26 protein-coding genes are annotated in these 22,927 nt (G+C 63.6%); 21 read left to right on the top strand and 5 right to left on the bottom strand.

Annotation, left to right across the window (positions count from 1 at the left end; genetic code table 11):
* The first annotated feature begins 30 nt into the window (after positions 1-30).
* A complete protein-coding gene (locus AGI3411_RS03060; RefSeq protein WP_129525945.1) occupies positions 31-432 on the top strand; it encodes a RidA family protein in 402 nt (133 codons plus the stop codon).
* A gap of 38 nt (positions 433-470) precedes the next feature.
* Here AGI3411_RS03060 and AGI3411_RS03055 read toward each other — a convergent pair whose 3' ends face one another.
* Positions 471-1,382 carry a LysR family transcriptional regulator gene (locus AGI3411_RS03055; RefSeq protein WP_129525944.1) on the bottom strand — a complete coding sequence of 304 codons (912 nt, stop codon included), beginning with the start codon at positions 1,380-1,382 and terminating at the stop codon, positions 471-473.
* A 123-nt stretch (positions 1,383-1,505) separates the two neighbouring features.
* Here AGI3411_RS03055 and AGI3411_RS03050 point away from each other — a divergent pair, with 123 nt between their 5' ends.
* The 3 genes from AGI3411_RS03050 (at position 1,506) to AGI3411_RS03040 (ending at position 3,413) form a co-directional block, all read left to right on the top strand.
* Positions 1,506-2,663: a DSD1 family PLP-dependent enzyme gene (locus AGI3411_RS03050; RefSeq protein ID WP_129525943.1), complete on the top strand. Its 1,158-nt coding sequence runs from the start codon at positions 1,506-1,508 to the stop codon at positions 2,661-2,663.
* Positions 2,664-2,686: 23 nt separating this feature from the next.
* Entirely contained in the window at positions 2,687-3,073 is a 387-nt protein-coding gene (locus AGI3411_RS03045) for a RidA family protein (RefSeq protein ID WP_129525942.1), read from the top strand.
* 67 nt (positions 3,074-3,140) lie between these two features.
* Positions 3,141-3,413, top strand: coding sequence for a hypothetical protein (locus AGI3411_RS03040; protein ID WP_129525941.1), 273 nt, complete (start codon positions 3,141-3,143; stop codon positions 3,411-3,413).
* 13 nt (positions 3,414-3,426) lie between these two features.
* On the opposite strand, the gene AGI3411_RS03035 is transcribed toward AGI3411_RS03040, so the two are convergent.
* Positions 3,427-3,729: a DUF2513 domain-containing protein gene (locus AGI3411_RS03035; protein ID WP_129525940.1), complete on the bottom strand. Its 303-nt coding sequence runs from the start codon at positions 3,727-3,729 to the stop codon at positions 3,427-3,429.
* 121 nt (positions 3,730-3,850) lie between these two features.
* Between AGI3411_RS03035 and AGI3411_RS03030 the strand changes: the two genes are divergently transcribed.
* From AGI3411_RS03030 to AGI3411_RS03010, 5 genes are all read left to right on the top strand, one after another.
* Complete coding sequence (locus tag AGI3411_RS03030; protein ID WP_129525939.1) at positions 3,851-4,249, top strand: hypothetical protein; 399 nt, start codon at positions 3,851-3,853, stop codon at positions 4,247-4,249.
* A gap of 93 nt (positions 4,250-4,342) precedes the next feature.
* Positions 4,343-4,663 (top strand): hypothetical protein, encoded by a 321-nt coding sequence (locus AGI3411_RS03025; protein WP_129525938.1) that lies wholly within the window; start codon positions 4,343-4,345, stop codon positions 4,661-4,663.
* Between the two features lie 371 nt (positions 4,664-5,034).
* Entirely contained in the window at positions 5,035-5,238 is a 204-nt protein-coding gene (locus AGI3411_RS03020) for a cold-shock protein (RefSeq protein ID WP_006220190.1), read from the top strand.
* Between the two features lie 183 nt (positions 5,239-5,421).
* Positions 5,422-5,985 (top strand): DUF924 family protein, encoded by a 564-nt coding sequence (locus AGI3411_RS03015; RefSeq protein ID WP_129525937.1) that lies wholly within the window; start codon positions 5,422-5,424, stop codon positions 5,983-5,985.
* A gap of 290 nt (positions 5,986-6,275) precedes the next feature.
* Positions 6,276-6,482, top strand: a complete 207-nt coding sequence (locus AGI3411_RS03010; RefSeq protein ID WP_042794090.1) for a cold-shock protein — start codon at positions 6,276-6,278, stop codon at positions 6,480-6,482.
* Positions 6,483-6,571: 89 nt separating this feature from the next.
* Here the strand turns inward: AGI3411_RS03010 and AGI3411_RS03005 are convergent, their stop codons facing one another.
* Positions 6,572-7,120, bottom strand: coding sequence for a TIGR00645 family protein (locus AGI3411_RS03005; protein ID WP_129525936.1), 549 nt, complete (start codon positions 7,118-7,120; stop codon positions 6,572-6,574).
* A 261-nt stretch (positions 7,121-7,381) separates the two neighbouring features.
* Here AGI3411_RS03005 and loiP point away from each other — a divergent pair, with 261 nt between their 5' ends.
* The 5 genes from loiP to lon all read left to right on the top strand — a co-directional run bounded on the left by loiP (position 7,382) and on the right by lon (position 14,394).
* Positions 7,382-8,137, top strand: a complete 756-nt coding sequence (loiP, locus tag AGI3411_RS03000; RefSeq protein ID WP_129525935.1) for a metalloprotease LoiP — start codon at positions 7,382-7,384, stop codon at positions 8,135-8,137.
* 178 nt (positions 8,138-8,315) lie between these two features.
* Complete coding sequence (gene tig, locus AGI3411_RS02995; protein ID WP_129525934.1) at positions 8,316-9,626, top strand: trigger factor; 1,311 nt, start codon at positions 8,316-8,318, stop codon at positions 9,624-9,626.
* Positions 9,627-9,630: 4 nt separating this feature from the next.
* Positions 9,631-10,284, top strand: a complete 654-nt coding sequence (gene clpP, locus AGI3411_RS02990) for an ATP-dependent Clp endopeptidase proteolytic subunit ClpP (RefSeq protein WP_129525933.1) — start codon at positions 9,631-9,633, stop codon at positions 10,282-10,284.
* Positions 10,285-10,386: 102 nt separating this feature from the next.
* Positions 10,387-11,685, top strand: a complete 1,299-nt coding sequence (gene clpX, locus AGI3411_RS02985; protein WP_129525932.1) for an ATP-dependent Clp protease ATP-binding subunit ClpX — start codon at positions 10,387-10,389, stop codon at positions 11,683-11,685.
* Positions 11,686-11,943: 258 nt separating this feature from the next.
* Positions 11,944-14,394, top strand: a complete 2,451-nt coding sequence (gene lon / locus AGI3411_RS02980; RefSeq protein ID WP_129525931.1) for an endopeptidase La — start codon at positions 11,944-11,946, stop codon at positions 14,392-14,394.
* A gap of 103 nt (positions 14,395-14,497) precedes the next feature.
* On the opposite strand, the gene lexA is transcribed toward lon, so the two are convergent.
* Both lexA and AGI3411_RS02970 read right to left on the bottom strand, forming a co-directional pair.
* On the bottom strand, positions 14,498-15,148 hold the full coding sequence (lexA, locus tag AGI3411_RS02975; RefSeq protein WP_129525930.1) for a transcriptional repressor LexA: 651 nt from the start codon (positions 15,146-15,148) through the stop codon (positions 14,498-14,500).
* 354 nt (positions 15,149-15,502) lie between these two features.
* Positions 15,503-16,702, bottom strand: coding sequence for an amino acid aminotransferase (locus tag AGI3411_RS02970; RefSeq protein WP_129525929.1), 1,200 nt, complete (start codon positions 16,700-16,702; stop codon positions 15,503-15,505).
* A 75-nt stretch (positions 16,703-16,777) separates the two neighbouring features.
* Here AGI3411_RS02970 and uvrB point away from each other — a divergent pair, with 75 nt between their 5' ends.
* From uvrB to hscB, 7 genes are all read left to right on the top strand, one after another.
* Positions 16,778-18,901, top strand: coding sequence for an excinuclease ABC subunit UvrB (uvrB, locus tag AGI3411_RS02965; RefSeq protein WP_244240237.1), 2,124 nt, complete (start codon positions 16,778-16,780; stop codon positions 18,899-18,901).
* Positions 18,902-19,150: 249 nt separating this feature from the next.
* Positions 19,151-19,642, top strand: a complete 492-nt coding sequence (locus tag AGI3411_RS02960; protein ID WP_042794076.1) for a low molecular weight protein-tyrosine-phosphatase — start codon at positions 19,151-19,153, stop codon at positions 19,640-19,642.
* A 194-nt stretch (positions 19,643-19,836) separates the two neighbouring features.
* Positions 19,837-20,376 (top strand): Fe-S cluster assembly transcriptional regulator IscR, encoded by a 540-nt coding sequence (gene iscR / locus AGI3411_RS02955; RefSeq protein WP_043547640.1) that lies wholly within the window; start codon positions 19,837-19,839, stop codon positions 20,374-20,376.
* Positions 20,377-20,397: 21 nt separating this feature from the next.
* Positions 20,398-21,609, top strand: a complete 1,212-nt coding sequence (locus AGI3411_RS02950; RefSeq protein ID WP_129525927.1) for an IscS subfamily cysteine desulfurase — start codon at positions 20,398-20,400, stop codon at positions 21,607-21,609.
* Between the two features lie 33 nt (positions 21,610-21,642).
* On the top strand, positions 21,643-22,047 hold the full coding sequence (iscU, locus tag AGI3411_RS02945) for a Fe-S cluster assembly scaffold IscU (protein ID WP_129525926.1): 405 nt from the start codon (positions 21,643-21,645) through the stop codon (positions 22,045-22,047).
* A gap of 2 nt (positions 22,048-22,049) precedes the next feature.
* Positions 22,050-22,373, top strand: a complete 324-nt coding sequence (gene iscA / locus AGI3411_RS02940; RefSeq protein WP_062682797.1) for an iron-sulfur cluster assembly protein IscA — start codon at positions 22,050-22,052, stop codon at positions 22,371-22,373.
* Between the two features lie 3 nt (positions 22,374-22,376).
* On the top strand, positions 22,377-22,889 hold the full coding sequence (gene hscB, locus AGI3411_RS02935; protein WP_129525925.1) for a Fe-S protein assembly co-chaperone HscB: 513 nt from the start codon (positions 22,377-22,379) through the stop codon (positions 22,887-22,889).
* The last annotated feature ends 38 nt before the right edge of the window (positions 22,890-22,927 follow it).

Below are 22,927 nucleotides of genomic sequence, written 5' to 3'. Positions count from 1 at the left end.
GCGGATCCCGGCCATCAGCAGGAGCAGGCAATGTCCAGAATCGTCGTCAATCCCGATACCGTATTCGACTCCGTGCAATACGGCTTCAGCCAGGCCGTGATTGTGACCGGGCAGCGCCGCATGCTGTTGTCGGGCCAGGTGGGCGTGGACGCCAGCGCGCGCACGGTGGGCCCCGGGCTGCAAGAGCAGACCGAAGCCGCGCTGGACAACGTCGAACGCGTGCTCGCCGCAGCGGGCGGCACGCTGGCGCAGGTGATCATGCTGCGCATCTACATCTGCGAGACGGCGCGGGAAGACCAGGAAGTGATCGCGCAGGCGCTGCGCGACCGCTTCAAGAAGGATCCGCCGCCGTCGTCCTGGATCATCGTCAGCGGTTTGTCGCTGCCGGAATGGCTGATCGAGATCGAAGCCGAGGCCATGCTGGACTGCTGAGCGCGGGGTTCGCGCGCCGCCGCCGACGCTGGCGGACCCTAAGGCTTTTCGCGCCAGGGCGGCGTGGCGAAGGCGGCGCGCAGGTGGGCCAGGAATCCGGCGGTCCGCGCGGGCAGTTCCTGGCGCGACTTGACCAGAGCCACCACATTCGCCTGCGGTAGGCTCCAGCTGGCCAGCAGGGGCACCAGCCGGCGCTCGCGCACGTGCGCCGCAACGTCCCATTCCGAGCGCACGATGATGCCGTGCCCCGCCAATGCCCATTCCACGGCGGTTTCCCCCGCGTTGCTCGACAGTACCGGGGAAACGCGCACGCCGACCGCGGCCCCGCGGCCCTGTTTGAACCGCCACAGGGTCACGTCCTCGTCGTTTTCGCGTAGGGCGATGCAGTCATGCCCCCGCAGGTCCTCGGGCTTGGCGGGGGCGCCGCGGCGCGCCAGGTAGGCGGGCGAGGCGCACAGGACCCGGCGGTTGGGCGCCAGCGGGTAGGCGACCAGCGTGGAATCGCGCAGCTCGCCGATATGCACCATGACGTCCCAGTCGTCGGCGGCGAGCCGGGGAGGGCCGTCCGACAGCGTGAGGCTGGCCGTGACGTTTTCGCTGTGCCCGCGGAATTCCGCCACCAGCCCTGCGATATAGCGCTGGCCGAAGCCCAGCGGGGCAACGACGCGCAGGTGACCCGCCACCACGCCGCGCCTGCCCGCCAGTTCGTCCGCGAGATCGCCCAGCTCGCCGCAGATCTGTTCCGCCCGCAGCGCCAGGAGCCGGCCTTCGTCGGTCAGGGCCGTGCCGCGCCCTGAGCGGTTGACCAGCCTGACGCCCAGCCGCTTTTCCAGCGCATGCAGCCGTTGCGTGACGGCCGGCGGCGTCACGTCCAGCGCGCGCGCCGCCTCCGCCAGGGAGCGGGTGACCGCCAGGCTCAGGAAGAAGCGCAGATCGTCGGTGGTGATCATTCAGACAGGCATTAATTGATGATTAAGTCCTTATTAAACACGCGCGGCGGGCGCCGCGCCATACTTCCGCCATGCGGATGCCGGATGCCCGGCGTCCTCCCGATTCGCCATACCGAGGCCTTCATGAACCTAGCTACCGCCCCGTCCACCGTGGACTCCCTGGATACGCCGTGCCTGTTGCTGGACGAAACCCGCATGACGCGTAATATCGAGCGCCTGAACGCGCTGATGGCGGGGCATGGCGTGCAATTGCGTCCCCATCTGAAGACGCCCAAATCCATCGAGGTGGCGCGCCGGCTCATGTCCACGCCGCAGGGCCCCGCCGCCGTTTCCACGCTGCAGGAAGCCGAGCAGTTCGCCGCGGCTGGCGTGACGGACCTGCTGTATGCGGTCGGCGTGTCGCCCGCGAAGCTGGAGCGCGTGCTTGCGCTGCGCCGGCGCGGCGTCGACCTCACCGTGGTGGTCGATAGCATCGACGCCGCGCTTGCGGTGGCCCGCCGCGCGCGGGAGGCCGGCGACGCCATTCCCGCGCTGATCGAAATCGATTGCGACGGCCATCGCGCGGGCGTGCAGCCCGGCAACACTGAACAGCTGCTGGCCATCGCGCGGGCGCTGCACAACGAGGGCGCGTGCCTGCGCGGCGTCATGACGCACGCCGGCGAATCCTACGGTTGCGACAGCGTCGAGGCGATCGCGGACATGGCCGAACAGGAGCGCCTGGCCGCCGTCGGCTGCGCCGAGGCCATCCGCGCGGCCGGCCTTCCGTGCCCGGTGGTCAGCGTGGGCTCCACGCCCACGGCCCATTTCGCGCGCAGCCTGGAGGGCGTGACGGAAGTCCGCGCCGGCGTGTACGTCTTCTTCGACCTGGTGATGGCGGGCCTGGGCGTCTGCGCGGTGGATGACATCGCGGCCAGCGTATTGACGACCGTGATCGGCCATCAGCCCGACAAGGGATGGATACTGGTCGACGCCGGATGGATGGCCATGTCGCGCGACCGGGGAACCGCCAGGCAGCGGGTGGACCAGCTGTATGGGCTGGTTTGCGACGCGGATGGCAAGGTCTATCCCGATGTGCTGCTCGCCGAGACCAACCAGGAGCAGGGCATCATCAAGGTGCGGCCCGGCAGCGGCGCCGTTCTGCCCGATCTGCCGTTGGGCGCGAAGCTGCGGATCGTGCCCAATCACGCATGCGCCACCTGCGCCCAGCACGACGCCTATGAGGTCGTGCGTCGCGGTTCGCCCGATATCGTGGCGCACTGGGAACGGTTCCGCGGCTGGTAGGCGCGCTTTACAAGGACGCATTCATGGAACTGATCCATACGCACAAGGCCACGCCGCCCGCCGGCCACTATTCGCAAGCGGTGCGCGCCAACGGCTTCGTATTCGTCTCGGGGCAGCTCGGATTCCTGCTGCCCGCGGCGCCCGGGGAGCGGCCCGCGCTGGCCGGCGGCGCGGCCGCCCAGACCCGGGAGGCGCTGCGCAGCGTGCGGGCGATCCTGGACGCCGCCGGCTCGTCGCTTGCTGCCGTCGCCAGCGTGACGGTGTACATCCCGGACGTGGGGCTCTGGGATGAGGTCAACGGCGTCTACGAGGAATGTTTCGGCGCGCATCGCCCGGCGCGCGCGATCGTGCCCACCCGTGAATTGCACTACGGGGCGCTGGTGGAAATCAGCGTCGTCGCGGTGGGGTGAAGGCGGGCGCCCAGCGGCCCGCGCCTATAATGCGAGCGCCTGAATGCCTTCGGGGGAGATCGTTCGCATGCAGTACGAATATCTGTTCTGGTCCATGGCCGCGATGGTGGCGGCAGCCCTGGCCGGCGGCTCGCTCTGCGGCCGCCTGCGTTCCGTCAAGCATGCGCTCGGTGGTGTCGCCGCGCTCGCGGCGGCGGTCTTCGTGGCGGTGTTCGTGCTGTCCCGCCGAGGCGGCTTCAGCGATCTGTCGGTGATGCTGTCGATCGCCGCCTTCATGTTCAGCCTGGTGATCGGCACCGCGGCGTCGCTGCTCACGCGGCGCATCCTGCGGCGCCGCTAAGCCGCCTGGCGCGTCATTCCTCCGCGTCGTCGAAGTCTTCGTCCTCGTCGTCTTCCTCGTCCTGCTCCAGGGCGTCATAGCCCTTCCAGGTGATGCGCCAGCGCGTGGCGCCCGCGTTGGCGGCGGTTTCGCTTACCTGCTTGACCAGCCCAGCGTCCTCCAGCAGGTCCAGGTGATGCGCGATCACTTGCAGGCCCTGTTCTTCGGGATGCGGCGCCAGGGCCGCGTTCTTGATGTCGTGCGTGCTCAGGTTGGGGCCCGGCGCGTCGCGCAAGGCTCCCAGGATCGTGACGACCAGATCGAAATCGCGTTGCATGATGTCCACCATGTAGGGAAAGGATAGGGCGACGATAGCAGAGTTCCATGGCGGCGACGCGACAGTCCGCGCGGCCGGGTTACAGTCCAGGATTCTCGATAACCGACATATGCTGACACCTATGAAGAAACCCGCAGAACGCGATTGCCTGGCGCTGGTCCCCGGCTATTCCGGGCAGGCCGCCAAGCTATTCCTTTCGCGCGGCGGCGACGACCGCATCGATGGCGTAACCGTGTTCGACTTGCTGGGGCACGTCAAGCTGCAGGGCAGCGCCGAGGAGGCCGCGGCCTGGGTCGGCGAATGGCTGGCCCAGGAGGCCGGCAACCGTAAGGCCCGCCGCACGCAGCTGCTGGCGCAGATGTTCCTCTGCAAGCTCGCCGGGGACGAAAAGGACGCCTTCCTGGCGGCGCAAAAGCCGCTGCTGGGGGTGCTGGCCGCCGCCGGCGTGCGCAGCCGTGGCGTCGCCGCGACGTCAGGCGTGGCCCGCCAGTCGCTTGGGCCGAATGTCAAGAAGCATTAGCCCAAGGCTGTTATAGTCGCGCCTGGGCGTGCGTGTGCACCTGCGAGGTGCGTGCCCAGGCGGGCTCTGCCCGCGAATTTAGGAAGATGGATCATGGAAATTGTAAGTCGGCAGGTTGCCGACGTGGCGGGCGGCGTTGAACTGCACACCACGCTGGATGGCGAAAGCATAAGCGCCTACGTGGTTGTGGGCGTGACCGATCTGAATGCGATCGCAGACATCGTGCCGCGCGCAAAGGTCGAGGCCGGGGCGGATATACACGCCACGAATGTCGACGATGTTGATAATGCGCAAGAACAAATCGACCAAGTCCTGGAAAATATGAATCCCGGTGACGTGGCGGTTTTCCTTTGCTCGGGTCCCGACGCTTTCAGCGCGGCGCTCGATCTGCTGGGTTTACCTATCGACGAGTAAGCCTGGCGGCAAACCAAAGTGCTAGCCCAAACGGCGTATGAAGGATCGTACGCGGGCAGGCGGCATTTATATAAGCCTTGATTGTTTTTTTATGATGCGTGGGTGTTAACACCTATGCAGGACTCCTTATTGCCTATGAAATCGTGTGAATTTTGTGCGCCGTTTCTCTTTGTTGCATTATTGGCACGCATTTTTTAGGATTATGTTGACTTATGAGGGGAACCTAACGATAGTGTCGGCACACGATCACAAGCGTTGCGATTTTCGTTCAGTGCCGTGCCTTTTCCGGCTCAGCGTTATTGTTCTACTGTCCCCTCCTTGATTGATTCGTGACCTCCGGGCATTTGCCCATTATCTCTAGGAAATACAGTATGGAAACCGGCGTCGTTAAGTGGTTCAACTCGGAAAAGGGCTATGGCTTCATCACTCCGGAAGCGGGTGGCAAGGACCTGTTCGCTCACTTCTCCGAAATTCAGGGTTCGGGCTTCAAGTCCCTGGAAGAGAACCAGCGCGTCAGCTTTGTGACGGCCAATGGCCCCAAGGGCCCGCAAGCCACGAAGATCCAGGTCCTGTAAGGTCCTGAGTTTTCGAGAAAAGCCCCCTCGTGGGGCTTTTTTGTTTTTTTGCGCGAAGGGTTTCGGCCCGCAGCCGTTGCTCAAATGCAAATATCGGGTAAATACCTATTTGCACAGCATTCTCTCGCTATACCGGCGACAGATCATTCCACCGCCGGCCACTTTTCGCAGGATCGCGCCGCCATGACTTCTGCTTTTTCCAAGCCGTCCGTAATGCAACCGCAAGATGTCATTTCATTTTGGCTCGATGCGGGTCCGCAGCAATGGTTCACCAAGAACGCCGCATTCGATACCGTGTTCCGCGAACGCTTCGAGGGCGCGCACTTCGCCGCCGCCGCTCGCCAATTGGACGGCTGGCTGGAAGACCCTGCGGGCGCGCTGGCGTTGATGATCCTGCTGGACCAGTTCCCCCGCAATGCCTATCGGGGCACGGCGCACATGTTCGCAACCGATCCTTTGGCGCAGTATTTCGCCGACCGCGCCATTGCGGCCGGCCAGGATCTGGCTGCGGATCCGCAGCTGCGCCAGTTCTTCTACATGCCGTTCGAACACGCCGAGAGCCTTGCCGCGCAGAACCGCGCCGTTGCCCTGATGGAGCCCCTGGACGCGGATTCGCTGCGCTGGGCGGTCCTGCATCGTGACATCATCAAGCGATTCGGACGTTTTCCGCACCGCAATGCCGTGCTGGGCAGGCAGACGACGCAGGCCGAGCAGGAATTCCTGGAATCCGGCGGATTCGCCGGCTAGAAAGGCCGTGCCAGGCACTGAGTATCTTTGTGTATCGTTGCGTGGCAACTTGAAAATTACGAGGGGCGGCGAGGCATGGCGCTGCGCTTTCCGGTAGTCCGGGTGCAAGGGGGCGCGCGCATATTTGACGGTTTTCGAGGTTCGCCAATACACTGGGTTCAGCGAGATTTTCAAGCGACGCGGTCTGCGTTTCTCTTGTCGCCGTCAGTGGTGCAACGGTTGCTTCCTCTCCCATCCTTGATGATCTGGCGCCCCGCGAGCAATCGCATTTCATAGGTCAAGGACACTCCATGGCAACCGGCATCGTTAAGTGGTTCAACGCCGAAAAGGGTTATGGCTTCATCATGCCCGACGACGGCAGCAAGGATCTTTTCGCTCACTACTCCGAGATCCGCAGCGAAGGCTACAAGTCGCTGCAGGAAAACCAGCGCGTCACGTTCGACGTGGGCACCGGTCCCAAGGGGCCCAGCGCAAAGAACATCAAGGTCGCAGCCTGACCTTCGCCGGGCAGCGCTCCGGGCGAGCCCGGCGTTCCGCCTATAAAAAAGCCCCCACACGCAATGTGTGGGGGCTTTTTTTGCCTTGATCAGTGTTTGGCGTGGCTGGCCGGGGTGGACAGCTTGTCGACCAGCGCGATGCCCAGCGCCGACAGAATGAACAGGCCGTGGATGACGGTCTGCCACATGACGCCGGCCTCGGAGAAGCGCGCGTTGGGCGTGCCCAGCGTGCCGGCCTCGATGAAGGTGCGCAGCAGGTGGATCGACGAGATGCCGATGATGGCCATCGCGAGTTTGACCTTGAGCACGCTGGCGTTTACATGGCTGAGCCACTCCGGTTGGTCCGGATGGCCCTGCAGGCGCAGGCGCGACACGAAGGTCTCGTAACCGCCCACGATCACCATGACCAGCAGGTTCGAGATCATGACCACGTCGATCAGGCCCAGCACCAGCAGCATGATCTCCATTTCGCCGAAGCTGTTGGCGTGCGTGAGCAGGTGCCACAGCTCTTTCAGGAACAGCATGACGTAGACGCCCTGGGCAACGATCAGGCCCAGGTATAGGGGCAGTTGCAGCCAGCGGGAACTGAAGATCAGGCTGGGCAACATGCCCAGGCGGGGAGGGGTATTAGGGATCATGGTGGGTGCGAGCCGTATGGTGTGTGTGCGAAAAAGCGGGCGCAATTCTATCAATGCCGCATGGCAGCGGGCATCAGTTTTTTATGACAGGATCCGTTGCTGCCGCATCGCGGGCTAACACGATTGCGTGGGCCTTGCCGGGGTTTTGTGTAAGAAAAACTGGCATTTGCGAAACTGTGTGCCGAAACGTTCAGAGCGCATTGGCCATATATAGAATTGCCGCCTCGTTGGCATAGAGCCAGTCAAGAGGAGTTTGTTCCCATGAAGATCCGCTACGCCGTTGCCGCGTTGGCCGTTGCGCTTGCCCCTTATTCCGCCTCGCATGCGTTGGACATCGGGGGATTGGTGGGCGCCGGCACCAAGGTCGTCCAAGCCGCCACGTTGAGCGACGCCGAAATCAAGACCCTGTCGGACAAGGCCTGCGCCCAGAGCGACTCGCAAGAGAAGATCGCCGCTCCCGGCAGCAAGTACGACGCCCGCCTGCAGAAGATTGCCAAGTCGCTGGGCAGCACGGTGAACGGCCAGAAGGCCAGCTACAAGGTCTACATCACGAAGGACGTCAATGCGTGGGCCATGGCCAACGGATGCATCCGCGTCTATAGCGGCCTGATGGACATGATGACCGACGACGAAGTGATGGGCGTGGTCGGCCACGAAATCGGCCACGTGGCGCTGGGCCACAGCAAGAAGGCGATGCAGACCGCCTACACCGTCTCCGCCGCGCGCGACGCCGCCGGCGCCGCGGGTGGAGCGACCGTCGCGGCCCTGAGCTCCTCGCAGCTGGGCGACCTGACCGAGAAATTCATCAACGCGCAGTTCTCGCAATCGCAGGAAAGCGCCGCCGACGACTTCTCCTTCGATCTGCTGCAGTCCAAGAAGCTGAACACCCGCGGCCTGGTGACCGCGTTCCAGAAGCTGGCGGAGCTGGATGGCGGCAAGAGCGATATGATGAGCTCGCACCCGTCCTCGGCCAAGCGCGCACAGCACATCGAAGAGCGCATCGCCAAGGCAAAATAAGGCGGTAACAAGGCGCCGGAAGGCGTTTTTTCTCCCCATCCGGGGCGGAAAACGGGGCGCGAGTATCCGGACTTATCCGGGTGCTCGCGCCTCTTTGCGTCAGCGGTCCGGAAGTTTCCGGTAAAATGGCGCGTTTATCCGCCCGTTTTCTCTTATCTCTCGGAATATAGGTCTTTTAATGCAGCCTGTGGTTGAAACCCTCTCCGGCCTGGAGCGCCGTGTTGATCTGGCCGTCTCGGTGGCCGACGTCGAAAAGGAAGTCCAGGCGCAATTGAAGCGCGTGGCTCGGACCGCCAAGGTCCCCGGCTTCCGTCCGGGCAAGGCCCCGCTCGCCATGCTCGAGCGCAGCCATGGCCCCGGCATCCGCTACGACGTGATCAATAGCCAAGTCGGCCGTGCTTTCGAGCAAGCCGTTGACGGCGCCAAACTGCGCGTCGCCGGCGCTCCCAATCTCGAACCCAAGACCGAAGGCGTCGCCGACGACACGCTGGCGTTCACCGCCACGTTCGAGGTGTACCCCGAAGTCGCCGTGCCCGATCTGTCGGGCCTGGCCGTCACCCGCTTTGAGACGGCCGTCACCGACGCCGAAGTCGAAAAGACGCTTGACGTCCTGCGCAAGCAGCGCGCCACGTTCGAAGCCCGCGAAGGCCGCGCTTCGGTCGACGGCGACCGCGTCACGCTGGACTTCGCCGGCACCATCGACGGCGTGCCGTTCGAAGGCGGCAAGGCTGAAGATTTCCCGTTCGTGCTGGGCCAAGGCCGCATGCTGCCGGAATTCGAAGAAGCCGCCCTTGGCCTGAAGGCCGGCGAGACCAAGGTCTTCCCGCTCAAGTTCCCCGATGACTACCAAGGCAAGGAAGTTGCCGGCAAGACGGCCGAATTCACGATCACAGTGAAGGAAGTCGCCGAAGGCGTCCTGCCCGAACTGAACAGCGAATTCGCCAAGTCGCTCGGTCAGCCCGAAGGCGACGTCGAAAAGCTGAAGGCCGACATCCGCAGCAACATCGAACGCGAAGTCAAGGTGCGCTCGCAAGGCCGCACCAAGTCCAGCGTGATGGACGCTCTGGTCGAAGCCGGCAAGTTCGACGTGCCGAAGGCCCTGGTCGACAACGACGTGCAAGGCCGTGTGGCCGCCGCCCGCGAAGAGCTCAAGCAGCGCGGCATCCCGAACGCCGAGTCCGTGCCGATCCCGGCCGAAGCCTTCACGACCGAATCCGAACGCCGCGTCCGCCTGGGCCTGCTGGTGTCGGAACTGGTCAAGCAAGCCCAACTGCAGGCCAAGCCCGAGCAGGTGCGCGCTCGCATCGAAGAGTTCGCCGAGAACTACGAACAACCCGCCCAGGTTGTCAGCTATTACCTGGCCGACCGCCAGCGTCGTGCTGAAATCGAGGCGATCGTGCTGGAAGACAACGTCGTCGCGCACGTGCTGGACAAGGCCAAGGTCACCGAGGAAAAGGTGCCTTTCGATCAGTTGATGGGGATGGCGTAACACTATGCAGAGATTCACCGATTTCTATGCGGCAATGAATGGCGGGTCGTCGGTGACCCCCACCGGCCTGGGCTACATTCCCATGGTGATCGAGCAGTCGGGGCGCGGCGAACGTGCCTACGACATCTATTCGCGTTTGCTCCGCGAGCGGCTCATTTTCCTGGTGGGTCCGGTCAACGATGCGACGGCCAACCTGGTCGTCGCGCAGTTGCTGTTCCTGGAATCGGAGAATCCTGACAAGGACATTTCCCTGTACATCAACTCGCCTGGCGGGTCGGTCTACGCGGGAATGGCCATCTTTGACACCATGCAGTTCGTCAAGCCGGACGTATCCACCCTGTGCACCGGCCTGGCGGCCAGCATGGGGGCGTTCCTGCTGGCGGCGGGCAAGAAGGGCAAGCGTTTCACGTTGCCCAACTCGCGCATCATGATCCATCAGCCCTCCGGCGGCGCCCAGGGGCAGGCCTCCGACATCCAGATCCAGGCCCGCGAAATCCTGGACCTGCGTGAACGCCTGAACCGCATCCTGGCCACGAATACCGGCCAGACGATGGAGCGCATCGGGGTAGACACGGAACGTGACAACTTCATGTCGGCCGAAGATGCGGTATCGTATGGACTGGTGGACAAGGTGATGACCTCCCGCTCGGAAGCCTGACTTCCCGGTTGATCCAGACCCGCTGCCATCACGTTTGAGTAAGCGCATGCGCTAGGCCTCTTTCCCGGCCTGGCGCATCTTTACCTGAGATACGAAACAAATATGCCTGAAAAAAAGGGATCGGCAGACGCAAAAGTGCTGCATTGCTCGTTTTGCAATAAAAGCCAGCATGAAGTCCGCAAGCTGATCGCGGGTCCGTCGGTATTCATCTGCGATGAATGCATAGACCTGTGCAACGACATCATCCGCGAGGAGGCGCAAGCCACCGCGCGCGCGGCGATTCGTTCCGAACTGCCCACTCCGGCCGAAATCAAGACCTTCCTCGATCAGTACGTCATTGGGCAGAATTCGCCCAAGCGCATGCTGGCCGTGGCTGTTTACAACCATTACAAGCGCATCCGCCACGGCGAGATCAAGGGCGACGAAGTCGAACTGTCCAAGAGCAACATCATGCTGATCGGCCCCACCGGGTCGGGCAAGACGCTCCTGGCGCAGACGCTCGCGCGCATGCTGAACGTGCCCTTCGTCATGGCCGACGCCACCACGCTGACCGAAGCCGGCTACGTGGGCGAAGACGTCGAGAACATCATTCAGAAGTTGCTGCAGAACTGCAACTACGAAGTAGAGAAGGCGCAGCGCGCCATCATTTACATCGATGAAATCGACAAGATCTCCCGCAAGTCCGACAACCCGTCCATCACGCGCGACGTGTCGGGCGAGGGCGTGCAGCAGGCTTTGCTGAAGCTGATCGAAGGCACGGTGGCTTCGGTGCCCCCGCAGGGCGGCCGCAAGCACCCCAACCAGGACTTCGTCCAGGTGGACACGACCAACATCCTGTTCATCGTCGGCGGCGCCTTCGACGGATTGGAAAAGGTCATCCGCGACCGTACCGAAAAATCGGGCATCGGCTTCTCGGCCTCGGTGCGCGCCAAGTCGGAACGCGGCGTGGGCGAGCTGTTCTCCGAAGTCGAACCGGAAGACCTGATCAAGTTCGGCCTGATTCCCGAGCTGGTCGGCCGCCTGCCGGTGGTCGCCACGCTGGACGAGCTGGACGAAGCGGCCCTGGTCCAGATCCTGACCGAGCCCAAGAACGCCCTGCTCAAGCAGTTCCAGAAGCTGTTCGCCATGGAAGGCGCCGAACTCGACGTGCGGCCCGCCGCGCTGAAGGCGATCGCCCGTAAGGCGCTCCGGCGCAAGACGGGTGCCCGCGGCCTGCGTTCCATCATCGAACAGGCCTTGCTCGACACCATGTACGACCTGCCCTCCCAGGGCAACGTCAAGCGTGTGGTGCTGGACGAAGGCGCGATCGAAGGCGAGGGCAAGCCGTTGCTCATCTATGCCGACGAAGCTGCCCCTTCGGACAAGCCGGAGCGGGGAGAAGTCCGGGACGCCGCAGCCTGATATTTCAAAAAAGCCCGTTCCCGTAACGGGTTTTTTTATCTCAAGGTCCGTCCTGGGTGGAAACACGCTTTTCTCATGGCCTCGACCCTTGCATACTGAAGGTGCCGCCCTTGGTTTTTTTTAACCCTTGGGCTATCGAGGCGCCGAGATCTTGAATTTTCGGCTATTGTTCCCATAACAGACGTAACTGACGTGGCTGGCTCGGGTATACCCGGGTCACCTGTCCCCGATACGCCGAGTCATACCGAGGAACCTCCTATGTCTGCCAGCCAGACCCTGCCTTCCGACCCGATCGACCTGCCCCTGCTTCCGCTGCGCGACGTCGTGGTGTTCCCGCACATGGTCATCCCGCTGTTCGTCGGCCGTCCGCGCTCCATCCGCGCGCTCGAGGTTGCGATGGAAGCGGGCAAAAGCATCATGCTGGTGGCCCAGAAATCCGCCGGCAAGGATGACCCCACGCCCGAAGACGTCTACGAAATCGGCTGCGTCGCCGGCATCCTGCAAATGCTCAAGCTGCCTGACGGCACCGTCAAGGTGCTGGTCGAGGGCACCCAGCGCGCCCGCATCAACAGCATCGAAGACGCCGATTCGCACTTCACCTGCCAGGTGTCGCCGATCGAGCCAGACGCCATGCAGGGCTCCGAAACCGAGGCCCTGCGCCGCGCGATCGTCGCCCAGTTCGAGCAGTACGTAAAACTGAACAAGAAGATCCCTCCGGAGATCCTGACCTCGCTGGCCGGCATCGACGATGCCGGGCGCCTGGCCGATACGATCGCCGCGCATCTTCCCCTGAAGCTCGAGCAGAAGCAGAAGATGCTCGAGATCGTCGGCACCTCCGAACGCCTCGAAGGCCTGCTCACGCAACTCGAAACCGAAATCGACATCCTCCAGGTCGAGAAGCGGATTCGCGGCCGCGTGAAGAAGCAGATGGAAAAGAGCCAGCGCGACTACTACCTGAATGAGCAGGTCAAGGCCATTCAGAAGGAGCTCGGCGAAGGCGAAGAGGGCGCGGACATCGAAGAGCTCGAAAAGAAGATCATCGCTGCCCACATGCCCAAAGAGGCGCGCAAGAAGGCCGATGCCGAGCTCAAGAAGCTCAAGCTCATGTCACCCATGTCGGCCGAAGCCACCGTGGTGCGCAACTACATCGATACGCTCATCAACCTTCCCTGGAAGAGAAAGAGCAAGATCAACAATTCCATCAGCAACGCGGAAACGGTGCTGGACAACGATCACTACGGTCTGGAAAAGGTCAAGGAACGGATCCTGGAATACCTTGCCGTGCAGCAGCGCGTGGATAAGGTGAAGGCGCCCATCCTCTGCCTGGTCGGCCCTCCTGGCGTGGGCAAGACCTCGCTGGGGCAGTCCATCGCCAAGGCGACGAACCGCAAGTTCGTGCGCATGGCGCTGGGCGGCGTGCGCGACGAGGCCGAGATCCGGGGCCATCGTCGCACGTACATCGGCTCCATGCCTGGCAAGATCGTCCAGAACATGTCGAAGGTCGGCGTGCGCAATCCCCTGTTCCTGCTCGATGAAATCGACAAGCTGGGCATGGATTTCCGCGGCGATCCCTCGTCGGCCCTGCTCGAGGTGCTGGATCCGGAACAGAACCACACGTTCCAGGACCACTACATCGAAGTCGACTTCGACCTGTCCGACGTCATGTTCGTGGCCACCAGCAACACGCTGAACATTCCCCCGGCCCTGCTGGACCGGATGGAAGTGATCCGCCTTTCCGGCTACACCGAGGAAGAAAAGATTCACATCGGCCGCGACCATCTGCTGCCCAAGCTGATGAAGAACAACGGCGTGAAGGATAGCGAGCTGACCGTCGACGACAGCGCCCTGCGCGACATCGTGCGCTACTACACCCGCGAAGCCGGCGTGCGCGCGCTCGAACGCGAAGTGGGTAAGATCTGCCGCAAGGTCATCAAGCAGCTGCTGACGCAGAGCGATCGCGCCAAGGCCGAGGGCAAGGCGCTCGAGGTCGAACCGGTCAACGTGACGGGCGACAACCTGAGCGACTTCCTGGGCGTGCGCCGCTATGCCTTCGGCATGGCCGAGAAGGAAAACCAGATCGGCCAGGTCACTGGGCTGGCGTGGACGGAAGTCGGCGGCGACCTGCTGACGATCGAAGTCGCGGATATGCCCGGCAAGGGCGTCATCCAACGCACCGGCTCGCTGGGCGACGTGATGAAGGAGTCGGTCGAGGCAGCCCGTACGGTGGTGCGTTCGCGCGCACGCCGCTTGGGCTTCGCCGACAGCGTCTTCGAGAAGCACGACATGCACGTGCACGTGCCGGAAGGCGCGACGCCCAAGGACGGTCCGTCCGCGGGTATCGCGATCACCACGGCCATGGTGTCGGCCCTGTCGCGCATCCCGGTGCGCGCCGACGTCGCCATGACGGGCGAGATCACGCTGCGCGGCGAAGTGCTGCCTATCGGCGGCTTGAAGGAAAAGCTGCTGGCGGCCCATCGCGGCGGCATCAAGACGGTCTTGATCCCGGAAGAAAACGTCAAGGATTTGGCGGAGATCCCGGACAACGTCAAGAACCATCTTGAGATCGTGCCGGTGCGCTGGATCGACAAGGTGCTGGAACTGGCCCTGGAACGCCTGCCCGAGCCGCTGGCCGAGGAAGAGGCTGTCAAGGAGCCCCTGGTGGCCAAGCCGGCCGAACCGGGCTCGACCGATCCGGTGCTCAAGCACTGATCGGGTTGCCGGGCGCCTCCGCAAGGAGCGCCCGGTAGCGATGGCCCAAAAAGAAGCCCGCCATATGGCGGGCTTTTTCATGCGGGCCGGATTCGGCCAAAAATCAGTGCAGCGCGTGCGTGCGGATCAGGCCCACGGCGATGCCTTCCAGGGCGAAATCCTGGTCTGCGCCGACCACGATGGTCTGGAAGTCGGGGTTCTCGGGCAGCAGTTCGATGTGGCCGTTCTGGCGCTGCAGGCGCTTGACGGTGACGTCGTCGCCCAGGCGGGCGACCACGATCTGGCCGTTGCGGGCCTCGGACGCTTTTTTGACGGCGAGCAGGTCGCCTTCCAGGATGCCGGCGTCGCGCATGCTCATGCCGCGGACCTTCAGCAGATAATCCGGTGCCTGGGCGAACAGGTTGGGATCCACGCCGACTTCGCGTTCGACGTGTTCGGCGGCCAGTATGGGGCTGCCTGCGGCCACGCGGCCCACCAGTGGCAGCAGTAGCTGCGCCAGGGCGGGCAGGGGCAGCGAGGCCTGCGCGGGCGCGGCGGCGACATCTTTCAGGCGGATGCCGCGAGAGGCGCCAGCCGTGAGTTCGATGGCGCCCTTGCGGGCCAGGGCCTTGAGGTGATCTTCCGCCGCGTTGGGGGAGCGGAAACCCAGGGCCTGAGCGATTTCGGCGCGCGTGGGCGGAAAGCCGGTGCGCGCGACGGTCTGCCTGATGAGGTCCAGGATTTGTTGTTGGCGATCGGTGAGTTTGCTGGCCATGGCGGTGATCCGGTGCTAGCGGACTGTACATATATACAGCGCCATTCTGGGGGACGCAGCGCAAAAAAGCAAGTTGCTGCCCGAGCCGCCTGGCCAGTCGCCTCGAAGAGAGGGCTGGCCGGTCAGGTGTCGTTTGGGCACACTCGGCGAAATCGGGTTTTGCGGTAGCGTTGGACAATCGCCTGACGCAAAAGCGTCAGGAAGCCGTGGCCCAGATGAGCCGCGAAGAGATGAACCGGTTCCTGGAGTAGGCGTACGCGTGTCTGCCCGGCAGGCTGGCGCAAATGAAAACGGGACCCGAAGGTCCCGTTTCTTGCGGCGGGGCCCCAAGGGAGCCCGTGTGCGGCTGGCGGTTTACAGCACCGCGGCGATGCCCGCGGCGACCTTGTCGATGTTGCCGCTGTTCAGCGCGGCGACGCAGATGCGGCCGCTGGACACGGCGTAGACGCCGTGTTCTTCACGCAGGCGGTCGACTTGCGCGGAAGTCAGGCCCGAGTACGAGAACATGCCGCGCTGGCGCAGCACGAAGCTGAAGTCCTGCTTGCCGCCGTGTTCCTGGATCTTTTCGACCAGTTGCTTGCGCATCAGGCGGATGCGGTCGCGCATGCCGGCCAGTTCCTCTTCCCACATGGCGAAGAGTTCGGGCGAGTTCAGGACCGTCGACACCACCGTGCCGCCGTGAGTGGGCGGGTTGGAGTAGTTGGTGCGGATCACGCGCTTGAGCTGGCTCAGGACGCGGGTGGCTTCGTCTTTGCTGCCGGCCACGACCGTCAGCGCGCCGACACGCTCGCCATACAGCGAGAACGACTTCGAGAACGAGGAGCTGATGAACATGGTCAGGTCCAGGTCGGCGAACATGCGCACGACCGCGGCGTCTTCCGTCAGGCCGTCGCCGAAACCCTGGTAGGCGATGTCCAGGAACGGGACCAGGTTGTTGTCCTTGACCACGGAGGCGATCTGCTTCCATTGGTCCATGGTGGGATCCACGCCGGTGGGGTTGTGGCAGCATGCGTGCAGCACGACCACGGTCTTGGCGGGGGCGGCCTTCAGGTCCGCCAGCATGGCGTCGAAGTCCAGGCCGCGGGTGGCGGCGTCGTAGTAGCCGTAAGTGCCGACCTCGAACCCGGCGCGCTCGAACAGCGCGCGGTGGTTTTCCCAGCTGGGGTTGCTGATCAGGACCTTGGAGGCCGGGAGCAGCTGGCGCAGGAAATCGGCGCCGATCTTCAGCGCGCCCGTGCCGCCCAAGGCCTGGGTGGTCAGCACGCGGCCGGCGGCGGCCAGGGCGGAATCCTTGCCCAGCAGCAGGGCCTGCGCGCCTGCGTTGTAGCCGGCGATGCCTTCGATCGGCAGGTAGCCGCGGGCGGCGGCGGCCTCGATGCGGGCGGTTTCAGCTTTGCGGACTGCGCTCAGCAGGGGGATCCGGCCCTGATCGTCGTAGTACACGCCCACGCCCAGATTGACTTTACCGGGACGCGTATCGGCGTTGTATTGTTCGTTCAGGCCAAGAATGGGATCGCGCGGCGCGAGTTCGACGGAATCGAAAAGGGTGCTCATGGGAGTCTGATGAGGTGGGTGGACGCAGTACGGAGTGCTGTGGATAATGGGGGGTTTACCCTGGAACAGTCTAGCATGTCTAAACGCGCAATAGACCCGAGCGCAATAGACCCGATTGCGGAAGATCCCGCGCCCGGGAGCAATGGCGCGCCCGCTGTATCGGCGCAAGCCCCGGCGGGAGCAGGATTCGTCGACTTCCCGGGAAGCCCGTTTCACCTCTACCAGCCCTATCCGCCGGCGGGGGACCAGCCTGCCGCCATCGAAGGCCTGGCCCAGGGGATGCAGGACGGCCTGATGTTCCAGACGCTCCTGGGCGTCACGGGCTCCGGCAAAACCTACACCATGGCCAACGTGATCGCCCGGCTCGGGCGCCCCGCGCTGGTGCTGGCCCCCAATAAGACGCTGGCCGCGCAGCTCTACGCCGAGATGCGGGAGTTCTTCCCGAAGAACGCGGTCGAGTACTTCGTGTCGTACTACGATTATTACCAGCCCGAGGCCTATGTGCCGACGCGCGATCTGTTCATCGAGAAGGACTCGTCGATCAACGAGCATATCGAGCAGATGCGCCTGTCGGCCACCAAGAGCCTGCTGGAGCGCCGGGATACGATCATCGTGGGCACGGTTTCCTGCATCTACGGTATCGGCAACCCCGGCGACTACCACGCGATGGTGCTGATCCTGCGCGCTGGGGACCAGATTTCGCGCCGTGAGATCCTGGCTCGCCTGGTTGCCATGCAATACACCCGCAACGACGCCGATTTCACGCGCGGCACGTTCCGGGTGCGCGGCGAGACGATCGACATCTTTCCGGCCGAAAGCCCGGAACTGGCGCTGCGGCTGACGCTGTTCGACGACGAGGTCGAAAGCCTGGAGCTGTTCGATCCCCTGACCGGCCGCATCCGCCAGAAGCTGCCGCGCTTTACCGTCTATCCCGGCTCGCACTATGTAACGCCGCGGGACACCGTGCTGCGCGCCATCGAAACCATCAAGGAAGAGCTGCGCGAGCGCGTCAAGCGCTTCATCGACGACGGCCACCTGGTCGAGGCCCAGCGGCTGGAGCAGCGCACCCGCTTCGATCTGGAAATGCTGCAGGAGCTGGGCTTCTGCAAGGGCATCGAAAACTACTCCCGCCACCTGTCGGGCGCGGCCGCGGGCGAACCGCCGCCCACGCTGATCGACTACCTGCCGGCCGATGCGCTCATGTTCATCGACGAAAGTCACGTCACGATCGGCCAATTGGGCGGGATGTACCGCGGCGACCGCTCGCGCAAGGAAACGCTGGTGCAGTATGGCTTCCGGCTGCCGTCGGCCCTGGACAACCGGCCGCTGCGGCTGGAGGAATTCGAAGCCCGGATGCGCCAGTGCGTGTTCGTGTCGGCCACGCCGGCCGCCTACGAGAAGGAACACGCCGACAACGTCGTGGAGCAGGTTGTGCGGCCCACCGGCCTGGTCGACCCGCTGGTCGAGGTACTGCCCGCACGCACGCAGGTGGACGATCTGCTCGGCCAGATCAAGGAGCGCGTGGGGCAGGGCGAGCGCGTGCTGGTCACGACCCTGACCAAGCGCATGGCCGAGGACCTGACGGACTTTTTGAGCGAGCACGGCGTGCGGGTGCGCTACCTGCATTCCGACATCGACACGGTCGAGCGCGTGGAAATCATCCGGGACCTGCGTCTGGGCACGTTCGATGTGCTGGTGGGGATCAACCTGCTGCGCGAGGGCCTGGACATTCCTGAAGTGTCCCTCGTCGCGATCCTGGATGCCGACAAGGAAGGCTTCCTGCGGTCGGAGCGCAGCCTGATCCAGACCATCGGGCGCGCGGCGCGCAACCTGAACGGCCACGCCATTCTCTATGCGGACCGCATCACCGATTCGATGCAGCGCGCCATCGAGGAAACCAGCCGCCGGCGGAACAAGCAGTTGCAGTTCAACGTCGACCACGGCATCACGGCGCGCGGGGTGCACAAGGCCGTACGCGAGTTGATCGACGGGATTGTCGCGCCTGCCCAGCACGATGCGCTCGAGGCGGCGGTGCCGGCGGAATTCATGAAGGACGAAAAGGCCTTGGCGCGCGAGATCAAGCGCCTGGAAAAGCTGATGATGGACCACGCCCGCAACCTGGAGTTCGAGCAGGCCGCTGCGGCGCGGGACGCCTTGACCGCGCTGAAACAGCGGGTGTTGCTGGACGGCGCCGTGTAGCGGCCTGGACGTATCCTGGTGTATCTTTTTGCTGACAGTTAGCTGAATCGCCCGGAAATCTGCTGCGCTGCAATTGCGCTGTCGCAATCCGGGCGAATATCGAAATGCAGACCTCATGTTTTGCATTTAAATATGAGTCCAACTAATTGAATTTATTTGAAAATTCAAAGGGACGTATTCACGTGGTTCTAATTGCGCGGACGCAAAAAAAGCTTGCCTTATCTCGGGTTTTCCCGCACACTTACTTCCATGATGACCAAGGTACTTTTCGTTTGCATGGGCAATATCTGTCGCTCGCCGAGCGCAGAGGGCGTGTTTCGCCATTTGGTGAACGACGCGGGTTTGAGCGATGTTGTTCGCATCGACTCCGCGGGCACGCACGCGTTTCACATCGGCGAGGCGCCTGATGCCCGGGCGCAGGCCGCAGCGCGCAAGCGCGGCTACGAGATCACGCACTGCGAAGCGCGTCAGGTCACCGCGGAAGATTTCCGCGATTTCGACCTGATCCTCGCCATGGATTGGGACAATCTGTCTGCCATGCAGCAGCAGTGCCCCAAGGCCTACCAGCACAAGCTGATGCTGCTGATGCGCTTCGCCAACGAGTTCGAAGAGGCTACCGTGCCTGATCCGTACTATGGTGGCGCCGACGGTTTCGGCAAGGTGCTCGACTACCTCGAAGATGCCTGTCAGGGGGTTCTCGAGCTGGTGCGCAAGCGCGCCACCCAGTACCAGGCGGCTTGATCCGCTGCTGCGGTGGGGCCGCCGGCGTGCGGTTCTCGGAGATGCTTGGCAGTGAAAAAACCGCGCAAATGCGCGGTTTTTTCTAGCCGGGAGCCATACCAAATTAGTCGGGAATAGGCTATACTTGAGCCAATTACTCGGGTATTGGCCGCTGGATTCGCTGGCGGTCATTGCCGAATCACAGGGAACCTACCATGCGGCTAACTACCAAAGGGCGTTTCGCCGTGACTGCCATGATCGACCTGGCTATGCGGCAGCATAGCGGCCCGGTCACGCTTGCGGCCATCAGCCAGCGTCAGAATATCTCGTTGTCCTACCTGGAACAGCTGTTCGGAAAACTGCGTCGCCATGAACTCGTGGACAGCGTGCGCGGCCCGGGCGGCGGCTATTCGCTTGCCAGGCTGGCGCGCAACGTGACTGTCGCCGACATCATCTTCGCCGTCGACGAACCCCTGGACGCCACCAGCTGCGGCGGAAAGCGGGACTGTACGAGCGGCAACGACGGCAAACCCGGCAAGTGCATGACGCACGAGCTCTGGGCAACGTTGAATCGCAAGATGGTCGATTACCTGGATTCGGTGTCCCTGCAAGATCTGGTCGATCAGCAGCGAGTGCGCCAGTTGCAGGAAGCCAACAATCAAGCGCAGGCCTGCGCGGTGCACGTGAGCAGGGTGGGAGGCGCCAATGCCGCCAACGCCCCGACCGCCACCGTCGCTGCCAATGCCACCGTATAAGAAGTATCAGGAGCTGTAGAAATGACCACTCGCCCTATCTATCTGGACTATTCGGCCACGACGCCCGTCGATCCCCGCGTCGTGGAAAAGATGGTGCCCTGGCTGTACGAGAACTTCGGCAACCCGGCCTCCCGCAGCCATGCATTCGGCTGGGAATCGGAAGAAGCCGTTGAGCGTGCCCGCGAGGAAGTCGCCAAGCTGGTGAACGCCGACCCGCGTGAAATCGTCTGGACGTCCGGCGCCACGGAATCCGACAACCTGGCCATCAAGGGTGCCGCCAACTTCTACGCTGAACGCGGCAAGCACATCATTACCGTCAAGACCGAGCACAAGGCCGTGCTGGACACCTGTCGCGAACTCGAGCGCCAGGGGTTCGAAGTGACCTACCTGGACGTAAAAGACGACGGCCTGATCGACCTGGACACCTTCAAGGCCGCGTTGCGCCCCGACACTGTGCTGGTGTCCGTGATGATGGTGAACAACGAAATCGGCGTGATCCAGGACGTGGAAACGCTGGGTGAAATCTGCCGCGAAAAGGGTATCGTCTTCCACGTGGACGCCGCGCAAGCGACCGGCAAGGTGGAAATCGACCTGCAGAAGCTCAAGGTCGACCTGATGTCGTTCTCCGCCCACAAGACCTATGGCCCCAAGGGCATCGGCGCCCTGTACGTGCGCCGCAAGCCGCGTATTCGCATCGAAGCCCAGATGCACGGAGGCGGCCACGAGCGCGGTTTCCGCTCGGGCACGCTGGCAACCCACCAGATCGTCGGCATGGGCGAGGCCTTCCGCCTGGCCCGCGAGGAAATGGGCACCGAGAACGAGCGCATCCGCATGCTGCGCGACCGCCTCTGGAACGGCCTGTCGCAGATCGAAGAGGTTTACCTGAACGGCGACATGGACCAGCGCGTTCCGCACAACCTGAATGTCAGCTTCAATTATGTCGAAGGCGAGTCCCTGATCATGGCGATCAAGGAACTGGCCGTGTCCAGCGGCTCGGCCTGCACCTCGGCCAGCCTGGAGCCGTCCTACGTGCTGCGCGCCCTGGGCCGCAACGATGAACTGGCGCACAGCTCGATCCGTTTCACGCTGGGCCGCTTCACGACCGAACAGGAAGTCGATTTCGCCGTGGAGCTGATCAAGAGCCGTGTCGGCAAGCTGCGCGATATGTCGCCGCTGTGGGAAATGGCCAAGGAAGGCATCGACTTGAACACCGTGCAATGGGCCGCGCACTGAGCGCCCGCGCCAAGAAATCCGTGGAGAAATAGCATGTCTTACAGCACCAAAGTTCTGGATCACTACGAAAACCCGCGCAATGTCGGCTCGTTCGACAAGTCGGACGAATCGGTGGGCACCGGCATGGTCGGCGCGCCGGCCTGTGGCGACGTCATGAAGCTGCAGATCAAGGTGAACGAAGCCGGCGTCATCGAAGACGCGCGCTTCAAGACCTACGGCTGTGGTTCGGCCATCGCCTCCAGCTCGCTGGTGACGGAATGGGTCAAGGGCAAGACGCTCGACGAAGCCATGAAGATCCGCAACACCCAGATCGCCGAAGAACTGGCACTGCCGCCCGTGAAGGTGCACTGTTCCATCCTGGCCGAAGACGCGATCAAGGCCGCGGTGCAGAACTACAAAGAAAAGCACTCGGCTCCGGCCGAAGCCGTGGCGGGCTGAACATGTCCGTTACCCTGACCCAACAGGCCGCCACCCATATCGGCCGCTACTTGCAGAAGCGCGGAAAGGGTATCGGCTTGCGGCTCGGCGTTAGGACGACGGGCTGCTCCGGCATGGCCTACAAGCTCGAGTACGTGGACGACGCCGCGTCGGAAGACGTGGTGTTCGAAAGCTTCGGCGTGAAGGTCTTCGTGGACCCGAAGAGCCTGGCCTACCTGGACGGCACCGAGCTCGACTACGCCCGTGAAGGCCTGAACGAAGGCTTCAAGTTCCGCAACCCCAACGAGAAGGCGACCTGCGGCTGCGGCGAGTCGTTCACGGTGTAAGTCTTGGCTGGAGACGATCACTTCAGCCTGTTCGGCTTGCCGGCTCGCTTCGACCTGGACCCTCAATCGCTGGAAACCGCGTGGCGCACCGTCGCCGCGCAGGTGCATCCCGACCGCTATGCCACGGCAAGCCCCGCGGAGCGCCGCGTGGCCATGCAATGGGCGGCGCGCGCGAACGAGGCCTATCGCCAGCTGCGGGATCCGCTGCTCCGGGCGCGCTACCTGTGCGAACAGGCGGGCGTGGACCTGCAGACCGAAAGCAATACGTCCATGGACGGCGCTTTCCTGATGCAGCAGATGACCTGGCGCGAGATGCTGGACGATGCCCGCGGCGACGCGGCGGCCCTGGCCGCCCTGCAGGCGGAATTGCAGCAGGCACGCGCTTCCATGCGCGCCACGCTCGCCCGCCTGCTGGACCAGGAACGAGATTACGTCACGGCCGGGGTCAAGGTGCGGGAATGGATGTTCGTGGAAAAGCTGGCGGAAGAGCTGGCGCACGCGCAGCCCGCCGAATAGCCCAAGACGCGCCTGGGCGTCCGCGAAGCGGCCGCCGG

It is taken from the genome of Achromobacter agilis (assembly GCF_900496965.1).
Taxonomy (GTDB): Bacteria; Pseudomonadota; Gammaproteobacteria; order Burkholderiales; family Burkholderiaceae_B; genus Achromobacter; species Achromobacter agilis.
This window is presented reverse-complemented; position numbering and strand designations above follow the sequence as displayed.

Bases quoted from the DNA above. Each gene is read 5' to 3' on its own strand.
- tig (WP_129525934.1), top strand. From the start codon at position 8,316: ATGCAGCCTGTGGTTGAAACCCTCTCCGGCCTGGAGCGCCGTGTTGAT.
- iscR (WP_043547640.1), top strand. From the start codon at position 19,837: ATGCGGCTAACTACCAAAGGGCGTTTCGCCGTGACTGCCATGATCGAC.
- uvrB (WP_244240237.1), top strand. From the start codon at position 16,778: ATGTCTAAACGCGCAATAGACCCGAGCGCAATAGACCCGATTGCGGAA.
- lon (WP_129525931.1), top strand. From the start codon at position 11,944: ATGTCTGCCAGCCAGACCCTGCCTTCCGACCCGATCGACCTGCCCCTG.
- AGI3411_RS03015 (WP_129525937.1), top strand. From the start codon at position 5,422: ATGACTTCTGCTTTTTCCAAGCCGTCCGTAATGCAACCGCAAGATGTC.
- AGI3411_RS03020 (WP_006220190.1), top strand. From the start codon at position 5,035: ATGGAAACCGGCGTCGTTAAGTGGTTCAACTCGGAAAAGGGCTATGGC.
- AGI3411_RS03060 (WP_129525945.1), top strand. From the start codon at position 31: ATGTCCAGAATCGTCGTCAATCCCGATACCGTATTCGACTCCGTGCAA.
- iscU (WP_129525926.1), top strand. From the start codon at position 21,643: ATGTCTTACAGCACCAAAGTTCTGGATCACTACGAAAACCCGCGCAAT.
- AGI3411_RS03050 (WP_129525943.1), top strand. From the start codon at position 1,506: ATGAACCTAGCTACCGCCCCGTCCACCGTGGACTCCCTGGATACGCCG.
- lexA (WP_129525930.1), bottom strand. From the start codon at position 15,148: ATGGCCAGCAAACTCACCGATCGCCAACAACAAATCCTGGACCTCATC.
- AGI3411_RS03045 (WP_129525942.1), top strand. From the start codon at position 2,687: ATGGAACTGATCCATACGCACAAGGCCACGCCGCCCGCCGGCCACTAT.
- loiP (WP_129525935.1), top strand. From the start codon at position 7,382: ATGAAGATCCGCTACGCCGTTGCCGCGTTGGCCGTTGCGCTTGCCCCT.
- AGI3411_RS03040 (WP_129525941.1), top strand. From the start codon at position 3,141: ATGCAGTACGAATATCTGTTCTGGTCCATGGCCGCGATGGTGGCGGCA.
- AGI3411_RS03025 (WP_129525938.1), top strand. From the start codon at position 4,343: ATGGAAATTGTAAGTCGGCAGGTTGCCGACGTGGCGGGCGGCGTTGAA.
- AGI3411_RS03010 (WP_042794090.1), top strand. From the start codon at position 6,276: ATGGCAACCGGCATCGTTAAGTGGTTCAACGCCGAAAAGGGTTATGGC.
- clpX (WP_129525932.1), top strand. From the start codon at position 10,387: ATGCCTGAAAAAAAGGGATCGGCAGACGCAAAAGTGCTGCATTGCTCG.
- clpP (WP_129525933.1), top strand. From the start codon at position 9,631: ATGCAGAGATTCACCGATTTCTATGCGGCAATGAATGGCGGGTCGTCG.
- AGI3411_RS03055 (WP_129525944.1), bottom strand. From the start codon at position 1,382: ATGATCACCACCGACGATCTGCGCTTCTTCCTGAGCCTGGCGGTCACC.
- AGI3411_RS02970 (WP_129525929.1), bottom strand. From the start codon at position 16,702: ATGAGCACCCTTTTCGATTCCGTCGAACTCGCGCCGCGCGATCCCATT.
- AGI3411_RS02950 (WP_129525927.1), top strand. From the start codon at position 20,398: ATGACCACTCGCCCTATCTATCTGGACTATTCGGCCACGACGCCCGTC.
- AGI3411_RS02960 (WP_042794076.1), top strand. From the start codon at position 19,151: ATGATGACCAAGGTACTTTTCGTTTGCATGGGCAATATCTGTCGCTCG.
- iscA (WP_062682797.1), top strand. From the start codon at position 22,050: ATGTCCGTTACCCTGACCCAACAGGCCGCCACCCATATCGGCCGCTAC.
- AGI3411_RS03030 (WP_129525939.1), top strand. From the start codon at position 3,851: ATGAAGAAACCCGCAGAACGCGATTGCCTGGCGCTGGTCCCCGGCTAT.
- AGI3411_RS03035 (WP_129525940.1), bottom strand. From the start codon at position 3,729: ATGCAACGCGATTTCGATCTGGTCGTCACGATCCTGGGAGCCTTGCGC.
- AGI3411_RS03005 (WP_129525936.1), bottom strand. From the start codon at position 7,120: ATGATCCCTAATACCCCTCCCCGCCTGGGCATGTTGCCCAGCCTGATC.